This is a genomic window from Parabacteroides sp. merdae-related_45_40, from assembly GCF_001915675.1.
On record NZ_MNQY01000049.1, the window covers coordinates 21,050 to 36,294 of the forward strand.

The window sequence follows — 15,245 nt, forward strand, 5'->3', positions numbered from 1 at the left end:
AAGGTTAAATGAATAATGAAAAATTAAATAGTACCCCAAAATTGTCAATTGCAAAGCGTGAGATATTCAGGATTTGTAAAGACCCGGTCTACTTCTTTTGTATGTTGGTGGCTCCCACTATCTGTGTGGTCTTTTTTCTTTCGTTGATGAAGGAGGGTTTGCCTACCGATATGCCTGTTGCGGTAGTAGATCTGGACGGCTCTTCCAACTCCCGTAACTTAGCCCGCCAGTTGGATGCATTCGAGCAGACGAAGGTGATGCTGACAACCGTCTCGTTTGAGGAAGCTCGCCAGGCTATGCAGGAAGGGAAAGTTTATGGCATTTTTTATATTCCGAAGGACTTTGGTGTGGATGCGACAGCTGGTCGGCAGCCTAAGCTGTCGTTCTATACGAACGGTACTTATCTTATTGCTGCATCTCTGTTGTTTCGGGATATGAAAACCATGTCTGTCTTAGCAGGTGCTTCGGTCGGGCTTCAGACGGGGCTGGCGCATGGCTATACTGAAAACCAGATCATGGCGCAGCTCCAGCCGATCGTGATCGATACACACGCGATCGGGAATCCTTGGCTTAACTATTCGGTCTATCTGAATAACACACTTTTGCCTGGTGTTTTGCAATTGATGATTTTTTTGGTGACGGTATTGAGCATCGGTTCCGAGATTAAATACTCGACGGCCCGCGAATGGTTGCAGATGGGTGGAAATTCGCTTACGGTGAGCCTCATAGGGAAGATATTCCCTCATACGGTGATTTTTACGATTGTGGCATTCCTGTATGCGGTGGCCTTGTATGGGTTTAATTCGTTCCCGTTGAATAGTGGCTGGTTACCGATGCTGTCAGCTCTATTTCTGCTGGTGATTGCTTCGCAGGCGGTCGGGATTTTCATGATAGGGGTGTTGCCGACTTTTCGTTTAGGGTTGAGCTCTGCTTGCCTATTCGGGATGATCGCTTTTTCTATCGTCGGATTTTCTTTTCCGGTATTGGGGATGGACCCTACTTTGCAAGCACTCTCCAACCTGTTTCCTCTCCGGCACTATTTTCTGATCTATGTCGACCAGGCTTTGAACGGAAGGCCTTTCTTTTATAGCTGGGCTGAATATGCCTGGCTTATGGGTTTTCTCGTTTTGCCTTTCCTGATTGGAAAAAACTTGAAGAACGCATTGTTGTACTTTAAATATATTCCGTAAAACAGAAAGTAATGAAAAGAGAATATCGTTTACGAGATATGATCAAGGAAGGGATCTTGGACATCTTTTACATTTGGAAGGATGAATTAAAAAATGTCTTCAAAGACGAGGGCGTGCTGATCTTCTTTTTCCTGGTGCCTTTTGCCTATCCGTTGCTTTATTCCTTTATTTATAATAATGAAGTGGTACGCGAGGCGAAGATGGTGGTTGTGGACCAGTCCGATTCCTATCTAAGTCGCGAGTTTACCCGTCGTGTGAATGCTACGCCCGATGTCAGGGTCGTCGCCGTCTCGACGGATATGGAGGAGGCCAAGCGGATGCTGGACAGGAAAGAAGCCTATGGAATCCTTTATTTCCCGACCGAGTTCAGTAAGAATTTGCATACGGGCAAGCAGACGACGGTTCCCTTGTATTGCGATATGAGCAGCCTGCTGTTTTATAAAGCGTTTTTGCTGGCGGCAACGGAAGTATCACTCGACTTAGGGAAAGAAATACGGATGCATAATGCTCCGGGTGCATCGGCAAAGCAGGAGGAAATAACGGTCAATCCGATTCCTTATGAATCCGTGACCCTCTTCAATACACAGAACGGCTTTGCCAGTTTTTTAGTTCCGGCTATCTTGATTTTAGTTATCCAGCAAACACTGGTTTTAGGGATCGGTATGTTAGGGGGGACAGCACGTGAAAAGAACCGTTTCCACAGCCTTGTTCCGATTAGCCGGCATTTCAACGGGACGTTGCGTATCGTGTTAGGCAAGTCTCTGACCTATATCTTGATTTATGTAGTTGTCTGCATCTGGGTATTAGCCGTCGTGCCGAAACTCTTCTCCCTGCCTCAAGTGGGTGATCCGGTTACGATCTTGCTGTTCATCCTGCCGTATCTGTTTGCTTCGATCTTCTTTGCCATGACATTGTCCGGTTTTATGACTACCCGAGAGGCGCCTATGCTAGTGTTTGTCTTTACATCTGTGATCTTGTTATTCATATCCGGAGTCTCCTGGCCGAAAGAAGCGATTCCTCCGTTCTGGCAGGCTATAGGATATCTGTTTCCTTCGACACCGGGGATCCAGGGATTCATCCGTATCAATACATGTGGGGCGGCATTGAATGAGGTGGTACATGAATATCATACGTTATGGATTCAGGCAGGTGCCTATTTTGTACTGGCCCTCGTGATATATCGCTTTCAAATTATCCGTAGCCGGAAAATGATTATAAAGCAGCATAGGTATATGAAGATGAAGCAGACTTTTTAATGGTATTCCTCTTGTGGCTTCTCTTGTCGTCCTCTTAAGAGGTTGGTAAAAGAAGATAAGAAGGTTTTATGACTCCGTTTTGATGATTTTAACGTTATTATGTTAGAATCCACCGAATATAGTTTTACTTTTGTAGAAATTCTCAAAGCAAACTTAATTTTTTAGTACTATGCAGAACAGACGTGAGTTTTTAAAGCGGGCTTCGTTAATGCTCGCAGGGGGGATGGTGATGCCTCAGTTGTTAACTTCTTGTGCCGGTAAAGCCTCAGCTTCCGAGTCCTCCAAGTATATCGGGCTTCAGCTATATTCTTTAAGAGACCTTGTAAAAGAAGAAGGAATCCAGAAGGTATTGGAAACGGCTTCGAAAATGGGCTATAAGAATCTTGAAACAGCTAGCTATGACAATGGCAAGATCTATGGTTTGGCTCCTGCTGAGTTCAAGAAGATGGTGAATGATTTGGGCATGAAATGTACGAGCGCTCACTTAGGACAAGCTTTCACAAAGGAAAAAGAAGCTGAAGTGATGAGTTGGTGGGATCAGGCTATCGATGCCCACAATGAATTAGGTGTCAAATACATGGTTCAGCCGTGGATGCCGGTTACCGACCAGACGACTTTGGACGATTTGAAGATGTATTGCGACTATTTCAATACCGTTGGCTACAAGACGGCAGCCGCCAGCATCGCATTCGGTTACCATAACCATGCTTTTGAATTCCGTAAAATCGGAGATCAATTGATTTACGACTTCTTGTTAGATAATGTAAGTCCGAATCATGTATTTTTTGAAATGGATGTGTATTGGGTACAGGAAGGCGGTGGTGATCCGGTTGCTTACCTGAAGAACCGTCCGAGCCAGTTCAAGGCTGTCCATATCAAAGACGAAAAGGAAATCGGCGCCAGTGGTAAGATGAACTTCAAACCTATTTTTGACCAGATGTACGCAAATAATATCAAAGATTGGTATGTTGAAGTCGAACAGTATACCCAAAATGATCCGGTTGCCAGCGTCCAGCAGAGCTATGATTATCTGAACAAGGCGGATTATGTGAAGTAAGACGTTTTTGTATAAGTTTTTTAGGCACAGGTTACATAAATTGTAATCCGTGCCTAATTTATTTAAGAGATCTTGATTGCATTCATAAGGTTGTCCCAATCCTTCGCCAAAGCCGTCATGTCCGGATAAAATAGGTCGGCGCCAGCATCGAGTAAAATTCGGTCGTCCAAAGGACCAGTATTGACTGCTATCGTGAAGATCCCTGCAGCTACTCCCGCTTGTATGCCCATCGGGGCATTCTCTACGACAAGAGCTTCATAGGGTTTGACTCCTGCCTTTTCCAATCCCATCAGATAAGGTTCGGGATGAGGTTTGCCTAACTTCACGTCAAAGGCCGTCACCATCTTTTCCCGTTTGAAATAGCCTGGGTAGGTATGTTCCAGCTTGTTGATTAAGCTGTGTTGTCCGGAACCGGTTACGACAAGTGTTTGCAAGCCGGAGGCTTTTACTTTTTTCAGTACTTCGGCCGCTCCTTGCATTGCCTTTCCATCGTTATATTGATTGAACAAGATAGCTTTTTCTTCATAGATGGATTTCTTTTCCTCATCGGTCGCATCTCGCAGGAAAGTTTTTTGATACAATTCGTTGATCGTGCTTTCACCCGTCCGGCCTTCATACAGGTAGAATAGTTCCGGGGTGGAGATCAACTGGTGGTGGGTAGCCGTTTCGTACCAGGCACGGGCATGAAAACGCATGGAATCGTAAAGGACACCATCCATATCGAAAAGTACGGCCTTGGGAGAAAATGAAACTTGTCGCTGTTTTTGCAGATATTGGGTGATTGCTTCTTGAATCATTTTTAATTGCTTGCTAATAGATATTTTTCAGGCACGATCCTTTTGAAGGAGAGTCGTGCCTGAAAAATTTTTATATTATGTGATTGTTGGCTACAACCGTGCGCGGATCGCTTCGCTTTCCTTTTCGTAACCCGGTTTGTTCAGCAGGGCAAACATGTTCTTTTTATAGGCTTCTACACCTGGCTGGTCGAACGGATTTACTCCCAACATGTAACCGCTGATGCCGCAGGCTCTTTCAAAGAAGTAGAATAGCTGGCCGATGTAGTAAGGGCTTACTTCCGGCATTGTGATCTTCAAGTTAGGAACACCGCCGTCCACGTGAGCCAATTGAGTACCTAATTCTGCCATCTTGTTCACTTCGTCCACACGTTTGTCGGTTGGGACGACTACTTTGTGGTTCGGCTCTTCAACAGAAATAACAGTTTCGAAGATCGTGCGTTCACCATCCTGGATCCACTGGCCCATAGAATGCAGATCGGTTGTCAGATCGACGGAAGCAGGGAAAATACCCTTACCGTCCTTGCCTTCGCTTTCACCGTACAACTGTTTCCACCATTCGGCGATGTAGTGGAGTTTCGGATGGAAGTTGGCGAGGATTTCAACTTTCTTGCCGCTCTTATATAATTCGTTACGGGTAGCAGCATAGATTTCTGCCATATTTTCAGCAAAAGGAACGCTTACGTCTGTTGCTTTTTCCATCGAAATAGCTCCGGCAACCAAATCGCGGATGCTGATACCGGCAACGGCAATAGGTAACAAACCAACTGGAGTCAGTACGGAGAAACGACCGCCGACGTTGTCGGGAATAATGAATGTCTTATAGCCTTCCTGGTCAGCCAGCGTGCGGAGAGCGCCTCTTTTGGCGTCCGTGATGGCGACGATACGGTGTTTGGCTTCTTCTTTGCCGACTGCGTCTTCCAGTTGCTTTTTCAGCATGCGGAAAGCTAAGGCCGGTTCGGTAGTCGTACCGGATTTGGAGATATTGATCAGACCGAACTGTTTGCCTTTCAGGATTTCGCAAAGTTCATACAAGTAATCTTCGCCGATATTGTGTCCGGCATATACTAAAACCGGATTTTTACGGTTCGTATGTAACCAGTCGAAGCTATTGTTTAATGCTTCTACCACTGCTTTTGTTCCTAAATAGCTACCGCCGATACCGATGGCGACAACAACTTCACATTTGGAACGAAGTACGTTAGCTGTATTTTCGATGTCTGTCAGTTCAGCATCTGTAATAGAAGAGGGGAGGTGCAACCAACCTAAAAAGTCGTTACCTGCACCATTACCATTTTGTAAAGTGGCATTACATTCGTGGGCCTTTGCAGCCTGAGCATATACCTGTTCTTTCGTTACGGTACCCAGCGCTTTGTCAATGTTAAGACTGATGTTCTTCATATTTACATTATTATTTAAATGTTTCAGTCAACTGCCGTATCGCGGTAGTCGGCGATTTCTTTTCGTATAGAATACTATATAAAGTATCCAAGATCGGCATGTTTACTTTATATTTTTCGTTTATCTCCCGAATACATTTTGTCCCGTAATATCCTTCGGCGATCATCTCCATTTCGAGCTGGGCTATTTTGACGGAATAACCTTTCCCGATCATGGTCCCGAACGTACGGTTCCGGCTGAAGCGGGAATATGCGGTTACCAGAAGATCACCGAGATATACCGAATCTGTCACATCCCGTTCCAGGCCATGTACGGCGTTGAGGAAGTTACGCATCTCTTCGATCGCGTTGCAGATGAAAACTGCCAGAAAATTATCTCCGTACTTCATACCGTGGCAGATACCTGCGACGATGGCATATACGTTTTTCAATACGGAAGCATATTCAATACCTGTAACATCCTTGCAACAGGAGTTGTTCAGATACTGGTTCTTAAATACGGAGGAGAAAGCTCTTGCATTCTCGATATTAGGGCAAGCCAGCGTGATATAGGACAACCGTTCGAGAGCGATCTCTTCGGCATGGCACGGACCGCCGATGACAGCGATATTGTCAATCGGGACATTGTAGTATTCGGCAAAATAATCGGCTACGAGCATGTTTTCGTCCGGAACGATTCCTTTGATGGCCGAAATGATGAATTTGTCTTGCATGGAGGTCGTCACCTTCATCAAATGTTGTTTCAAAAAAGGAGAAGGGGTGGCGAAAATCAAAGTGTCCGAATCTTTGATTACTTTGTTGATATCCGTGTAGAATTTGATTTTGTCAGTATCAAATTTGACGGCGGAAAGATAGCTGGGGTTATGTCCCAACAACAGAAACTCTTCTACTTGGTCTGGCCGACGCATATACCAGTTAATACTATCTTGTGTAGAAAGTACAATCTTGGCCAAGGCGGTAGCCCAGCTACCACCTCCCATTATTGCAATTTTTCCGGGCAACTTCATAGTATTACTCTTATTTGGCTGCGCCTGCAATCCATGCCTCTACTTCTTCGGCAGTGGGGTTTTGCAATTCCAGTTTGTATTTCTTATTCATTTCGCAGAGTTCCTGTCTCAGCTTGTTGGGATTAGCATCTACCAACGTGTCGGTTGTGAGATATCCGGCTTTATGTAAAGCAGGAACCCATGCTTCATCGATACCCAGTGCGACATATTTGTCTGCGGTGTCTTTCTTAACTGTCTTTTCCGGGCGCATCTGCGGGAAGAGCAACACTTCTTGAATAGTTGTTTGGCCAGTCATCAACATCACCAGACGGTCGATGCCGATACCGATACCAGACGTCGGAGGCATACCGAATTGCAGTGCACGCAAAAAGTCCTGGTCGATGAACATCGCTTCGTCATCCCCTTTTTCGCTCAGGCGCAATTGCTCTTTGAAGCGCTCTTCCTGATCGATCGGATCGTTCAGCTCACTATAGGCATTTGCCACTTCTTTACCGTTGATCATCAATTCGAAACGTTCGGTCAATCCAGGTTTGCTCCGGTGCATCTTGGTTAGCGGACTCATCTCGACCGGGTAGTCGATAATGAAAGTCGGCTGGATAAACGTGCCTTCGCAGAATTCACCGAAGATTTCATCGATCAGCTTGCCTTTACCCATTGTTTCATCGATTTCAAGGTTCAAATCCTTGCAAATCGTGCGTATCTCGTCTTCGCTCTTGCCATTCAGGTCGTAACCTGTCTTTTCCTTGATGGCATCCAGAATCGGCAGACGGCGGTAAGGAGCCTTAAAGTTGATGGTCTTGCCGTCGACTACACTTTCACATGTACCGTTGACGGCGATACAGATACGTTCCAACAGCTGTTCGGTGAAGCTCATCATCCAGTTGTAGTCCTTATATTGGACATAAAGTTCCATACAGGTAAATTCCGGATTGTGGGTGCGATCCATACCTTCGTTACGGAAGTTTTTACCGATTTCGTAGACACCTTCGAAACCTCCGACGATCAATCGTTTCAGATACAGTTCGGTAGCAATACGCAGATAGAGGTCGATATCCAGCGAGTTATGGTGCGTAATGAACGGACGTGCGCTTGCCCCTCCGGGGATGGATTGCAGGATCGGAGTTTCCACTTCCGTATATCCAGCTTCGTCCAGCGCGGTACGCATGGTCTTGATAACTGCCGCACGTTTCATGAAAATATCCTTTACGCCATCATTGACCACCAGGTCGACATAGCGTTGGCGATAACGCAATTCCGGATCGTTGAATCCATCGTATGCTACACCGTCTTTGTATTTGACGACCGGTAGCGGCTTGAGTGATTTGGATAATACCGTTATCTCTTGTGCATGGACGGAAATTTCGCCCATCTGTGTACGGAATACGAAACCTTTGATTCCGACAAAGTCGCCGATATCGAGCAATTTCTTGAAAACAATGTTATACAGATCTTTATTTTCTTCCGGGCAAATGTCGTCACGAGAGATATAAACCTGTATTCTGCCTTCTGAATCCTGCAATTCCATGAAGGAAGCCTTTCCCATGATGCGGCGGCTCATGATGCGACCGGCAATACTTACAGGGCGGGGCTCTGCATCGTCTTTAAAATTCTCTTTTATCTCTTTGGAAAATGCATTCGTTACATACTCAGCTGCGGGATAAGGTTCTATCCCCATCTGACGTAACTGCTCCATGCTGTTACGTCTTATGATTTCCTGTTCACTCAGTTCTAATAGATTCATTACGCTATTATTTTGTATAATACGGCGCAAAAATACAAAACTTTTCTTACTTATTGCCTAAAAACGTATGCGACTTTACGCTTTATGTTCTTAAAAGGTATTGTTTTGTAATGGAAAAGGCAGATTACGTATGGCTTCGGGCAGGAAGAAGCGGACATCTTTTCCGGTCTTGAAAGCTTCGCGTATAAAGGTTGAGGATATTTCGACCAAAGGGGCGTCTACTTTTTTTATGTGAGGATATTGTGCCGGAATTTCAACATCGAATCCTTTGCGCGGATAGATGAAGATCGGATAATTGGAAATGATGGCTTCGTATTCTACCCACCGGGTAATATATTTCCAATTGTCCGCACCCATGATGAAATAGAATTCACGGTCCGGATAACTTGCTTCCAATGTCCGGAGTGTGTTGATGGTATAAGTGGGTTGAGGAAGAGAAAACTCGAAGTCACTGGCGTGGAACTTAGGGTAACCAGCGATGGATTTTTTTACCAGTTCATAGCGAAGCCGGTCATCCATCAGTTCTTCCTTCTCTTTTAGCGGGTTATGGGGGGTGATCAGAAACCATAGCTCGTCCAACTCCGTAAATTCACACAACCAGTTGGCTAATGCCAGATGGCCGATATGAACCGGATTGAATGAACCGGAATAAATGCCGGTTTTACGTTTGCTGACCGTATTTTCTTTCAGTCCCGTTTCCACTTGATGATATTTATGACTTGTGCACCGAATACCAATCCGGTACCGGTCGCTATGATATACTCCTTATAATATAGGGCGGCTGTACAAGTGGCAAGAGCGACAAATGCTATACCAATGAATGTATATAGCCATTTCTTGGATAACTTCTTGCCGTTCATGCTTTTTTAAGGAACTCTTTTATCACTTTTAGTGCTTCTTTTTGTGCGACTTCCAGCTTGTCGTTCACCACGATTACGTCAAATTTGTCGGCAAAACCCAGTTCAAATTCGGCTTTGGCAATGCGGCTTTCGATTACTTCCGGAGCATCCGTACCGCGTCCTTCCAGACGACTCCGCAAATCTTCGATCGAAGGGGGCTGGATAAAGACCGAAAGAGCACGGTCGCCATAAAACTTCTTGATGTTGCAACCTCCTACGACATCGACATCGAATATGACGTTATCGCCACTCATCAGCCTTCGTTCCACCTCGCTTTTCAGCGTGCCGTAATATTTGTCGGTATAGACCTCTTCGTATTCCAGGAAATCTCCTGCTGCTATACGGGCACGGAATTCATCCGGTGTAAGGAAATAATATTCCACTCCGTCCTTTTCCGTACCACGTGGGGCCCGGCTGGTAGCCGAGATGGAAAAATGCAGGTTCAGATTCTGCTTCAGCAGGAAATTGATGATAGTGGATTTGCCCGAACCGGACGGCGCGGAGAATATGATCAGTTTGCCAGCCATATATCGTTTTTATAATACGTTTAATACTTGTTCTTTGATTTGTTCCAGTTCGTCTTTCATCTGGACGACAAGTTTTTGCATCTCGGCATGGTTGCTTTTCGAACCAAGGGTGTTGATTTCACGTCCCATTTCCTGGGCGATGAAACCGAGTTTCTTACCTTGTCCGTGTCCGCTCTCCATCGTGCTGATGTAATATTTCAGGTGGTTGTCCAGGCGGTTCTTTTCCTCGTTTACATCCAGTTTTTCGATATAATAGATCATCTCCTGTTCGAACCGGTTCTTGTCGTAGTCCTGTCCGGCAATCTTTTCGAGATTGTCCATGATACGGGCTTTGATTTTTTCGATCCGCTCCTTTTCATACTGTTCTACTTCTGAAAGCAGGCGGGAGATATTGGCAATTTTCTGTTCGAACAACTTTTGTAACATGGCGCCTTCCTGAATACGGAAATCGCAAAGGTGCCCTATGGCCTCTTTGATCGCTTTCTCAACCACATTCCATTCCTCTTCGTTTACTTCCTGGGCCTCTGTCTTGATCACGTCCGGCATACGGAGCAGGGTCTGGAACCAGTCGGCGGGAAGTCCGATGTTCAGGCGGTCGGCAATATCTTTGATTTGATTGTAATAGTTTTCTACCGCAGCCAAGTTGATCTGTGTGGGCGTGTCTTTACCGATATATTCGACAAATATATTAAATTCGACTTTTCCACGTTCAAGCGACTGGAGTAACAAACTGCGTATTTGCATTTCTTTTTCTTTGTAGATGGAAGGAATGCGGGTCGACAAATCCAGTTGCTTGCTGTTCAGAGCTTTTATTTCTACGGTTACTTTTTTAGAAGGAAGTTCGGCTGTAACCTTACCGAATCCAGTCATTGATTGTATCATTGTTCTAAAAATTTGTGCAAAGATAGCTAATCAATTGATAATTGACAATTGACGATTGACAATATAATTGAGAAAAAGCCGAAACCATCCGTGCTAGCCTTAATAAAATCGGTTTTGATCATGAGATTACAGTTATGTTTTATACTTTTGCATCCATTATCAACCGATTGGCTTTTGACACATATTTTAATTGTCAATTGTCAATTGTCAATTGTCAATTAAAATGTCTTGTATATTAAATATCGAAACATCGACTTCTGTATGCTCTGTAGCGTTGTCTATGGATGGTGAAGTCCTTTTTGCGAAGGCTTCGTTCGACGGCCCTTCGCATGCAGCCCTATTAGGCGTATTTGTTGAAGAAGCTCTTTCCGTATTGAAAAAGAAGGGGAAGAAAGCCTTGGATGCCGTAGCGGTCAGTAGCGGTCCTGGTTCTTATACCGGACTCCGTATCGGAGTGTCTGTCGCTAAAGGTCTTTGCTTTGGTTTCGGTATTCCTCTGATCGGCATTCATACGTTGGACATCATGGCTGCTACTGTCAACAGTAAGGGCGATTCGCAAATCGTCTCTATTACTGATGATTGCCTTTATTGTGCTATGTTGGATGCCCGGCGTATGGAGGTTTATGCCGCTATCTATGATGCTTCCTTAAAGCCTGTCCGCGAGACGAAGGCCGATATTGTGGAAGCCGGTACGTATGCTTCTTATCTGGAAAAAGGGAAAGTTTGTTTCTTTGGCAACGGTGCTTCCAAATGCAAATCGGTCATCACTTCTCCGAACGCCATCTTTATCGAAGACATCCATCCTCTTGCCGTAAACATGATTCCGCTCTCGGAACAAGCTTTTGCCGCCGGCAAGTTTGAAGACACCGCCTATTTCGAACCGTTCTACCTGAAAGAGTTTCAGGCGACGGTTGCAAAAAATAAGGTGCTTTTAGCTCGATGATGTAGTTGTGTGCTATGTCGGAATGGCACGTTTGTCGAAATTTTTATGTAAGTCCGGTCAATCGGAAAAGAACTTAGATATGCAAAATCGTCCTGTTTCTTGTGTTTGATAGCTGCAATGTCAAACATGGAAACAGGACGATGTGTTATTTAGGGTTGCCATCCATGTAAGTCTTCCTCCTGCAAGCAATATAAATAAGCTGCTGTAAACATCCACCTATTATGTACATATGATTTTTTTTAAATCCAACTATCATACTATCATATTTTCTTATAAATGTCTGTATATTAGTTTATAAAAATATGATAGTATCTATTTTCAACTATCATTTCATACTATCATACTATCATGTCGTATATCACATGCTTCTGTCTTCGTGCTGGGGAAAAATAAGTGTAGATATAATTGAATAAAGTGCTGTAAATATTTGCATTATAGATGTTTTATTTGTATATTTGTAATAAGAAAAGAAGCCCGTCATCCGGGTGTCGGAAGGGGTGAGACCCGGGTGTTGATACCGTTCAGATGGGGGTGTCAAAAGTGTTAAAATGGGCGTCTTAAGAAGAATATCTGGTTGTTTAATATTAAAAATACTGTTATTTATGGCACATTACTATGTAGTCCGGCAAAAACTGGACAAGACGGGAGCGGAAGATAAAGTACGCTATTATGGTGTTCCGGTTACGTGCGGGCGGGTTTCAACGAAAAAGCTGGCTGATTTGGTTGCCGATCGTTGCTCGTTGAGCCGAGGTGATGTGTTCGCTTCGGTTTGCGAGATCGGAGGGATGATTCTTGAATTGTTGAAAGACGGCTATTCCGTGGAGTTGGACGGGTTGGGTGATTTTTATCTTTCGGCAGGGAGCGAAGGCTTCGAAGATCCGAAAAAATGTACTCCCCATCGGGTGAAGGCGCGTCGTGTCTGTTTCAGGATGGCTCCCTGTGTGAGAAAGAGCATGAAATTTGTCAAATTCGAAAGAAATCCTTGGTAATGCAAATCACATATTACAGGCATAAAAAAGGCGTGTTGCGGATGCACTCGCGTGATATGGAATATATTGTCGGGTTGCTGAAAAACGGCAAAGATGCGGAAGCGATACTGTCGGTTCGTCGAAAATTGAATATGGCGTTTTTGGCACGAACCACGGATTTGTCCGGAAAACTACCGGTTCTGGCTTTTGGCTCGACGTTCAAGAAGAATGGCGATGGAATACAGTTGAGGCGCTATAACGGGTATGTCTTGTTGGAAGTGAACGGCTTGGAAAGCCAGAGTGAGGCGGAGGCCGTCCGCCGTGAAGCTGCCGCCCTGCCGCAGACCTTGCTGGCGTTCGTCGGGCTGAGCGGGCGTTCGGTCAAGATCGTGGTTCCTTTTGTGCTGCCCGACGGCTCGCTGCCGAAAAAAGAGGAGCAGGCCCGTATGTTTCATGCTGCGGCTTATCAGCTGGCGGTGCGGCATTACCAGCCGCAGTTGGGCAGCATTATATCGTTGAAAGAACCGTTCCTGTCGCGGGGGTGCCGGATGAGTGTGGATCCGGACGCCTATTACAATCCGGATGCGGTGGCGATCCGGATCGAGCAACCTTTGCAGATGCCGGACGGGGGTGACTTGAAGATCGTGCCTTCTCCGGTTCGGGATCCGTTGGAGATGATGGCTCCGGGAGCGGATCGGAACGGGCAGATCGCCACGCTGTTCAGTGTCATCCTGATGGAGATGACGCGCCGGTTTTCAGAAAGCCCGGAAGATGATATCCAACTGCTGTTCATCGACTTGGCGCAAGCTTGCTGCCGGCTTGGAATACCGGAGGAAGAGGCGGTAGGCTGGACATTGCGCTATGAGGCTTTGAAAAAATATAAGATAGACGTCCGTATGGCTTTCCGTACGGCATATACGTTGGAGAATGTTTCAAACCGGGCGGAGCCGCTCTCTTCCGTCCCGCCATCCATGTCGTTGGTGTTGCGGTTGGACGAGTTTATGAACCGGCGTTATTTCTTCCGGACGAATGAGATGAGCGGTGGAGTGGAATATTTGGACCGTTCGATGATACAGTTCGTTTACAAGCCTTATACGACGAAAGTTCGGAATTCCATTTGCCTGGAAGCCCAGCAGGAAGGGTTGAATGTATGGGACAAGGATATCGACCGGTATGTCAATTCCGATCGTGTTCCGATATATCATCCTATCGATCATTTTCTTGGGAATCTTCCGGCTTGGGACGGAAAAGAACGCATCAGGGCATTAGCCGGGCGTGTCCCTTGTGACAATCCGATATGGGGAGATTTGTTTTACCGCTGGTTCCTAAGCATGGTGGCACATTGGATGGAACTGGATTCGGAACACGGGAATAGTACGACACCTCTGTTGGTCGGTGGCCAAGGGTGTGGGAAGTCCACGTTTTGCTTGAATTTGTTGCCACCAGTGTTGCGTCCTTATTATACGGACAGTATCGATTTCGGCAATCGCCGTGGGGCGGAGTTGGCTTTGCACCGGTATGCGTTGATTAATATCGATGAATTTGATTCAGTGAAAAGTTCTCATCAAAGTTTTTTGAAGCATATCCTGCAAAAAGCGGTTGTGAACACCCGTTTGCCTTATCAGAGCGCGAGCCGTAACTTGCGTCGCTATGCCACGTTTATCGCGACCAGCAACAATTATGATTTGCTGACGGATCCGACCGGTAGCCGCCGCTTCATTTGCGTGGAGGTGAAGGGCCGGATCGATTATGCCCAGCCGATCGATTATGATCAGTTGTATGCGGAAGCGAAAGAATTATTGAGGCGTGGTGAACGTTTTTGGTTTACTCCGGAGGAAGAGGCGCTGATCACTGAAAACAACAGGGATTTCCAGCAGCAGCCGGCTGAAGAGCAACTGTTCCTGCGTTATTTCAAGATCGCGGAGGATATTGAAGAGGCAAAGCCGCTTCTGGCGTCCGAGATACTGGATATGATCGCGGAGAAACAACCTGGTTTTAACATTACAAAAACGATGATCCTTAATTTCGGTAAGCTTTTGAAGCGGAATAGCGTGCCGAATAAGCGGACGATGAGGGGAACTTGTTATTATGTGGAAGAGGTAGATGGTTGATATATAATTGATTGACTAATTTTATGTATGATGGTATGATAGTAGCCATGACAGTTGTTTTGCGAACTGTCATGGCTGTTTTGTGTTGATATATAGTGGGTTATTGCCAATTATGATGGTATGATAGTTGGATCGTCTATTTCCAATTGTATTTGTAAGTGAAGAAAAAAACATTCTTTCTAAAATATTTACTCAGTTAAATAAAGAACAAAAGTAAGGAACGGTTAAACCAAAAAAGGGGGTGTCTTGTTTAATCTTCAAATCAATATTGAAGAATGGACATGAGACGAAAGAATACGAATGTACTGCTGGTCTTTGGTGTGGTGATCGCGATTATCCTGTTAATGATTTGGTTGTTTTTGGGGACAACATTGGAACAGGAGGCAAATCCAGAGACAGATCCGATGACCGTCGAACAAAATATCTGATAAGGTCGGATATAAAAAGGGAGGCTGTGTCGTAAATAGTTT

General features: G+C 45.2%; 15 protein-coding genes. 7 read left to right on the plus strand and 8 right to left on the minus strand.

The genetic code is table 11. The features are described from left to right. Nucleotides 1-8: 8 nt before the first annotated feature. The 3 genes from BHV83_RS08025 (at nucleotide 9) to BHV83_RS08035 (ending at nucleotide 3,503) form a co-directional block, all read left to right on the plus strand. A complete protein-coding gene (locus BHV83_RS08025; protein ID WP_046451413.1) occupies nucleotides 9-1,190 on the plus strand; it encodes an ABC transporter permease in 1,182 nt (393 codons plus the stop codon). An 11-nt stretch (nucleotides 1,191-1,201) separates the two neighbouring features. Continuing rightward, a complete protein-coding gene (locus BHV83_RS08030) occupies nucleotides 1,202-2,446 on the plus strand; it encodes an ABC transporter permease (protein ID WP_005642219.1) in 1,245 nt (414 codons plus the stop codon). A 169-nt stretch (nucleotides 2,447-2,615) separates the two neighbouring features. Further along, entirely contained in the window at nucleotides 2,616-3,503 is an 888-nt protein-coding gene (locus BHV83_RS08035) for a sugar phosphate isomerase/epimerase family protein (RefSeq protein ID WP_046451414.1), read from the plus strand. A gap of 62 nt (nucleotides 3,504-3,565) precedes the next feature. Here the strand turns inward: BHV83_RS08035 and BHV83_RS08040 are convergent, their stop codons facing one another. From BHV83_RS08040 to BHV83_RS08075, 8 genes are all read right to left on the minus strand, one after another. Beyond that, a complete protein-coding gene (locus BHV83_RS08040; protein WP_224204386.1) occupies nucleotides 3,566-4,300 on the minus strand; it encodes an inorganic diphosphatase in 735 nt (244 codons plus the stop codon). A gap of 90 nt (nucleotides 4,301-4,390) precedes the next feature. After that, nucleotides 4,391-5,698 (minus strand): glucose-6-phosphate isomerase, encoded by a 1,308-nt coding sequence (locus BHV83_RS08045; protein WP_286757290.1) that lies wholly within the window; start codon nucleotides 5,696-5,698, stop codon nucleotides 4,391-4,393. A gap of 10 nt (nucleotides 5,699-5,708) precedes the next feature. Next, complete coding sequence (locus BHV83_RS08050; protein WP_005640184.1) at nucleotides 5,709-6,704, minus strand: NAD(P)H-dependent glycerol-3-phosphate dehydrogenase; 996 nt, start codon at nucleotides 6,702-6,704, stop codon at nucleotides 5,709-5,711. A gap of 10 nt (nucleotides 6,705-6,714) precedes the next feature. Next, nucleotides 6,715-8,445 carry a lysine--tRNA ligase gene (gene lysS / locus BHV83_RS08055; RefSeq protein WP_005640186.1) on the minus strand — a complete coding sequence of 577 codons (1,731 nt, stop codon included), beginning with the start codon at nucleotides 8,443-8,445 and terminating at the stop codon, nucleotides 6,715-6,717. Between the two features lie 90 nt (nucleotides 8,446-8,535). Beyond that, complete coding sequence (nadD, locus tag BHV83_RS08060; protein WP_005640188.1) at nucleotides 8,536-9,147, minus strand: nicotinate (nicotinamide) nucleotide adenylyltransferase; 612 nt, start codon at nucleotides 9,145-9,147, stop codon at nucleotides 8,536-8,538. After that, nucleotides 9,132-9,305: a hypothetical protein gene (locus BHV83_RS08065; protein WP_005640190.1), complete on the minus strand. Its 174-nt coding sequence runs from the start codon at nucleotides 9,303-9,305 to the stop codon at nucleotides 9,132-9,134. The genes nadD and BHV83_RS08065 overlap by 16 nt, the downstream gene beginning before the upstream one ends. Further along, a complete protein-coding gene (gmk, locus tag BHV83_RS08070) occupies nucleotides 9,302-9,871 on the minus strand; it encodes a guanylate kinase (RefSeq protein WP_005640193.1) in 570 nt (189 codons plus the stop codon). The genes BHV83_RS08065 and gmk overlap by 4 nt, the downstream gene beginning before the upstream one ends. A gap of 9 nt (nucleotides 9,872-9,880) precedes the next feature. Continuing rightward, nucleotides 9,881-10,753, minus strand: a complete 873-nt coding sequence (locus BHV83_RS08075; RefSeq protein ID WP_005640194.1) for a YicC/YloC family endoribonuclease — start codon at nucleotides 10,751-10,753, stop codon at nucleotides 9,881-9,883. A gap of 223 nt (nucleotides 10,754-10,976) precedes the next feature. Here BHV83_RS08075 and tsaB point away from each other — a divergent pair, with 223 nt between their 5' ends. The 4 genes from tsaB to BHV83_RS08095 all read left to right on the plus strand — a co-directional run bounded on the left by tsaB (nucleotide 10,977) and on the right by BHV83_RS08095 (nucleotide 15,203). Further along, nucleotides 10,977-11,696: a tRNA (adenosine(37)-N6)-threonylcarbamoyltransferase complex dimerization subunit type 1 TsaB gene (tsaB, locus tag BHV83_RS08080; RefSeq protein ID WP_005650330.1), complete on the plus strand. Its 720-nt coding sequence runs from the start codon at nucleotides 10,977-10,979 to the stop codon at nucleotides 11,694-11,696. Nucleotides 11,697-12,298: 602 nt separating this feature from the next. Next, nucleotides 12,299-12,685 (plus strand): HU family DNA-binding protein, encoded by a 387-nt coding sequence (locus BHV83_RS08085; protein WP_005640203.1) that lies wholly within the window; start codon nucleotides 12,299-12,301, stop codon nucleotides 12,683-12,685. Then, nucleotides 12,685-14,775 carry a BT4734/BF3469 family protein gene (locus BHV83_RS08090; RefSeq protein ID WP_036657231.1) on the plus strand — a complete coding sequence of 697 codons (2,091 nt, stop codon included), beginning with the start codon at nucleotides 12,685-12,687 and terminating at the stop codon, nucleotides 14,773-14,775. The genes BHV83_RS08085 and BHV83_RS08090 overlap by 1 nt, the downstream gene beginning before the upstream one ends. Before the next feature lie 281 nt (nucleotides 14,776-15,056). Beyond that, a complete protein-coding gene (locus BHV83_RS08095; protein WP_005640207.1) occupies nucleotides 15,057-15,203 on the plus strand; it encodes a hypothetical protein in 147 nt (48 codons plus the stop codon). Nucleotides 15,204-15,245: the final 42 nt, after the last annotated feature.

Excerpts from the sequence above, each read along its gene's own strand:
- BHV83_RS08025 (WP_046451413.1), top strand. The coding sequence starts at position 9 with ATGAATAATGAAAAATTAAATAGTACCCCAAAATTGTCAATTGCAAAG.
- BHV83_RS08030 (WP_005642219.1), top strand. The coding sequence starts at position 1,202 with ATGAAAAGAGAATATCGTTTACGAGATATGATCAAGGAAGGGATCTTG.
- BHV83_RS08035 (WP_046451414.1), top strand. The coding sequence starts at position 2,616 with ATGCAGAACAGACGTGAGTTTTTAAAGCGGGCTTCGTTAATGCTCGCA.
- BHV83_RS08040 (WP_224204386.1), bottom strand. The coding sequence starts at position 4,300 with ATGATTCAAGAAGCAATCACCCAATATCTGCAAAAACAGCGACAAGTT.
- BHV83_RS08045 (WP_286757290.1), bottom strand. The coding sequence starts at position 5,698 with ATGAAGAACATCAGTCTTAACATTGACAAAGCGCTGGGTACCGTAACG.
- BHV83_RS08050 (WP_005640184.1), bottom strand. The coding sequence starts at position 6,704 with ATGAAGTTGCCCGGAAAAATTGCAATAATGGGAGGTGGTAGCTGGGCT.
- lysS (WP_005640186.1), bottom strand. The coding sequence starts at position 8,445 with ATGAATCTATTAGAACTGAGTGAACAGGAAATCATAAGACGTAACAGC.
- BHV83_RS08065 (WP_005640190.1), bottom strand. The coding sequence starts at position 9,305 with ATGAACGGCAAGAAGTTATCCAAGAAATGGCTATATACATTCATTGGT.
- gmk (WP_005640193.1), bottom strand. The coding sequence starts at position 9,871 with ATGGCTGGCAAACTGATCATATTCTCCGCGCCGTCCGGTTCGGGCAAA.
- BHV83_RS08075 (WP_005640194.1), bottom strand. The coding sequence starts at position 10,753 with ATGATACAATCAATGACTGGATTCGGTAAGGTTACAGCCGAACTTCCT.
- tsaB (WP_005650330.1), top strand. The coding sequence starts at position 10,977 with ATGTCTTGTATATTAAATATCGAAACATCGACTTCTGTATGCTCTGTA.
- BHV83_RS08085 (WP_005640203.1), top strand. The coding sequence starts at position 12,299 with ATGGCACATTACTATGTAGTCCGGCAAAAACTGGACAAGACGGGAGCG.
- BHV83_RS08090 (WP_036657231.1), top strand. The coding sequence starts at position 12,685 with ATGCAAATCACATATTACAGGCATAAAAAAGGCGTGTTGCGGATGCAC.
- BHV83_RS08095 (WP_005640207.1), top strand. The coding sequence starts at position 15,057 with ATGAGACGAAAGAATACGAATGTACTGCTGGTCTTTGGTGTGGTGATC.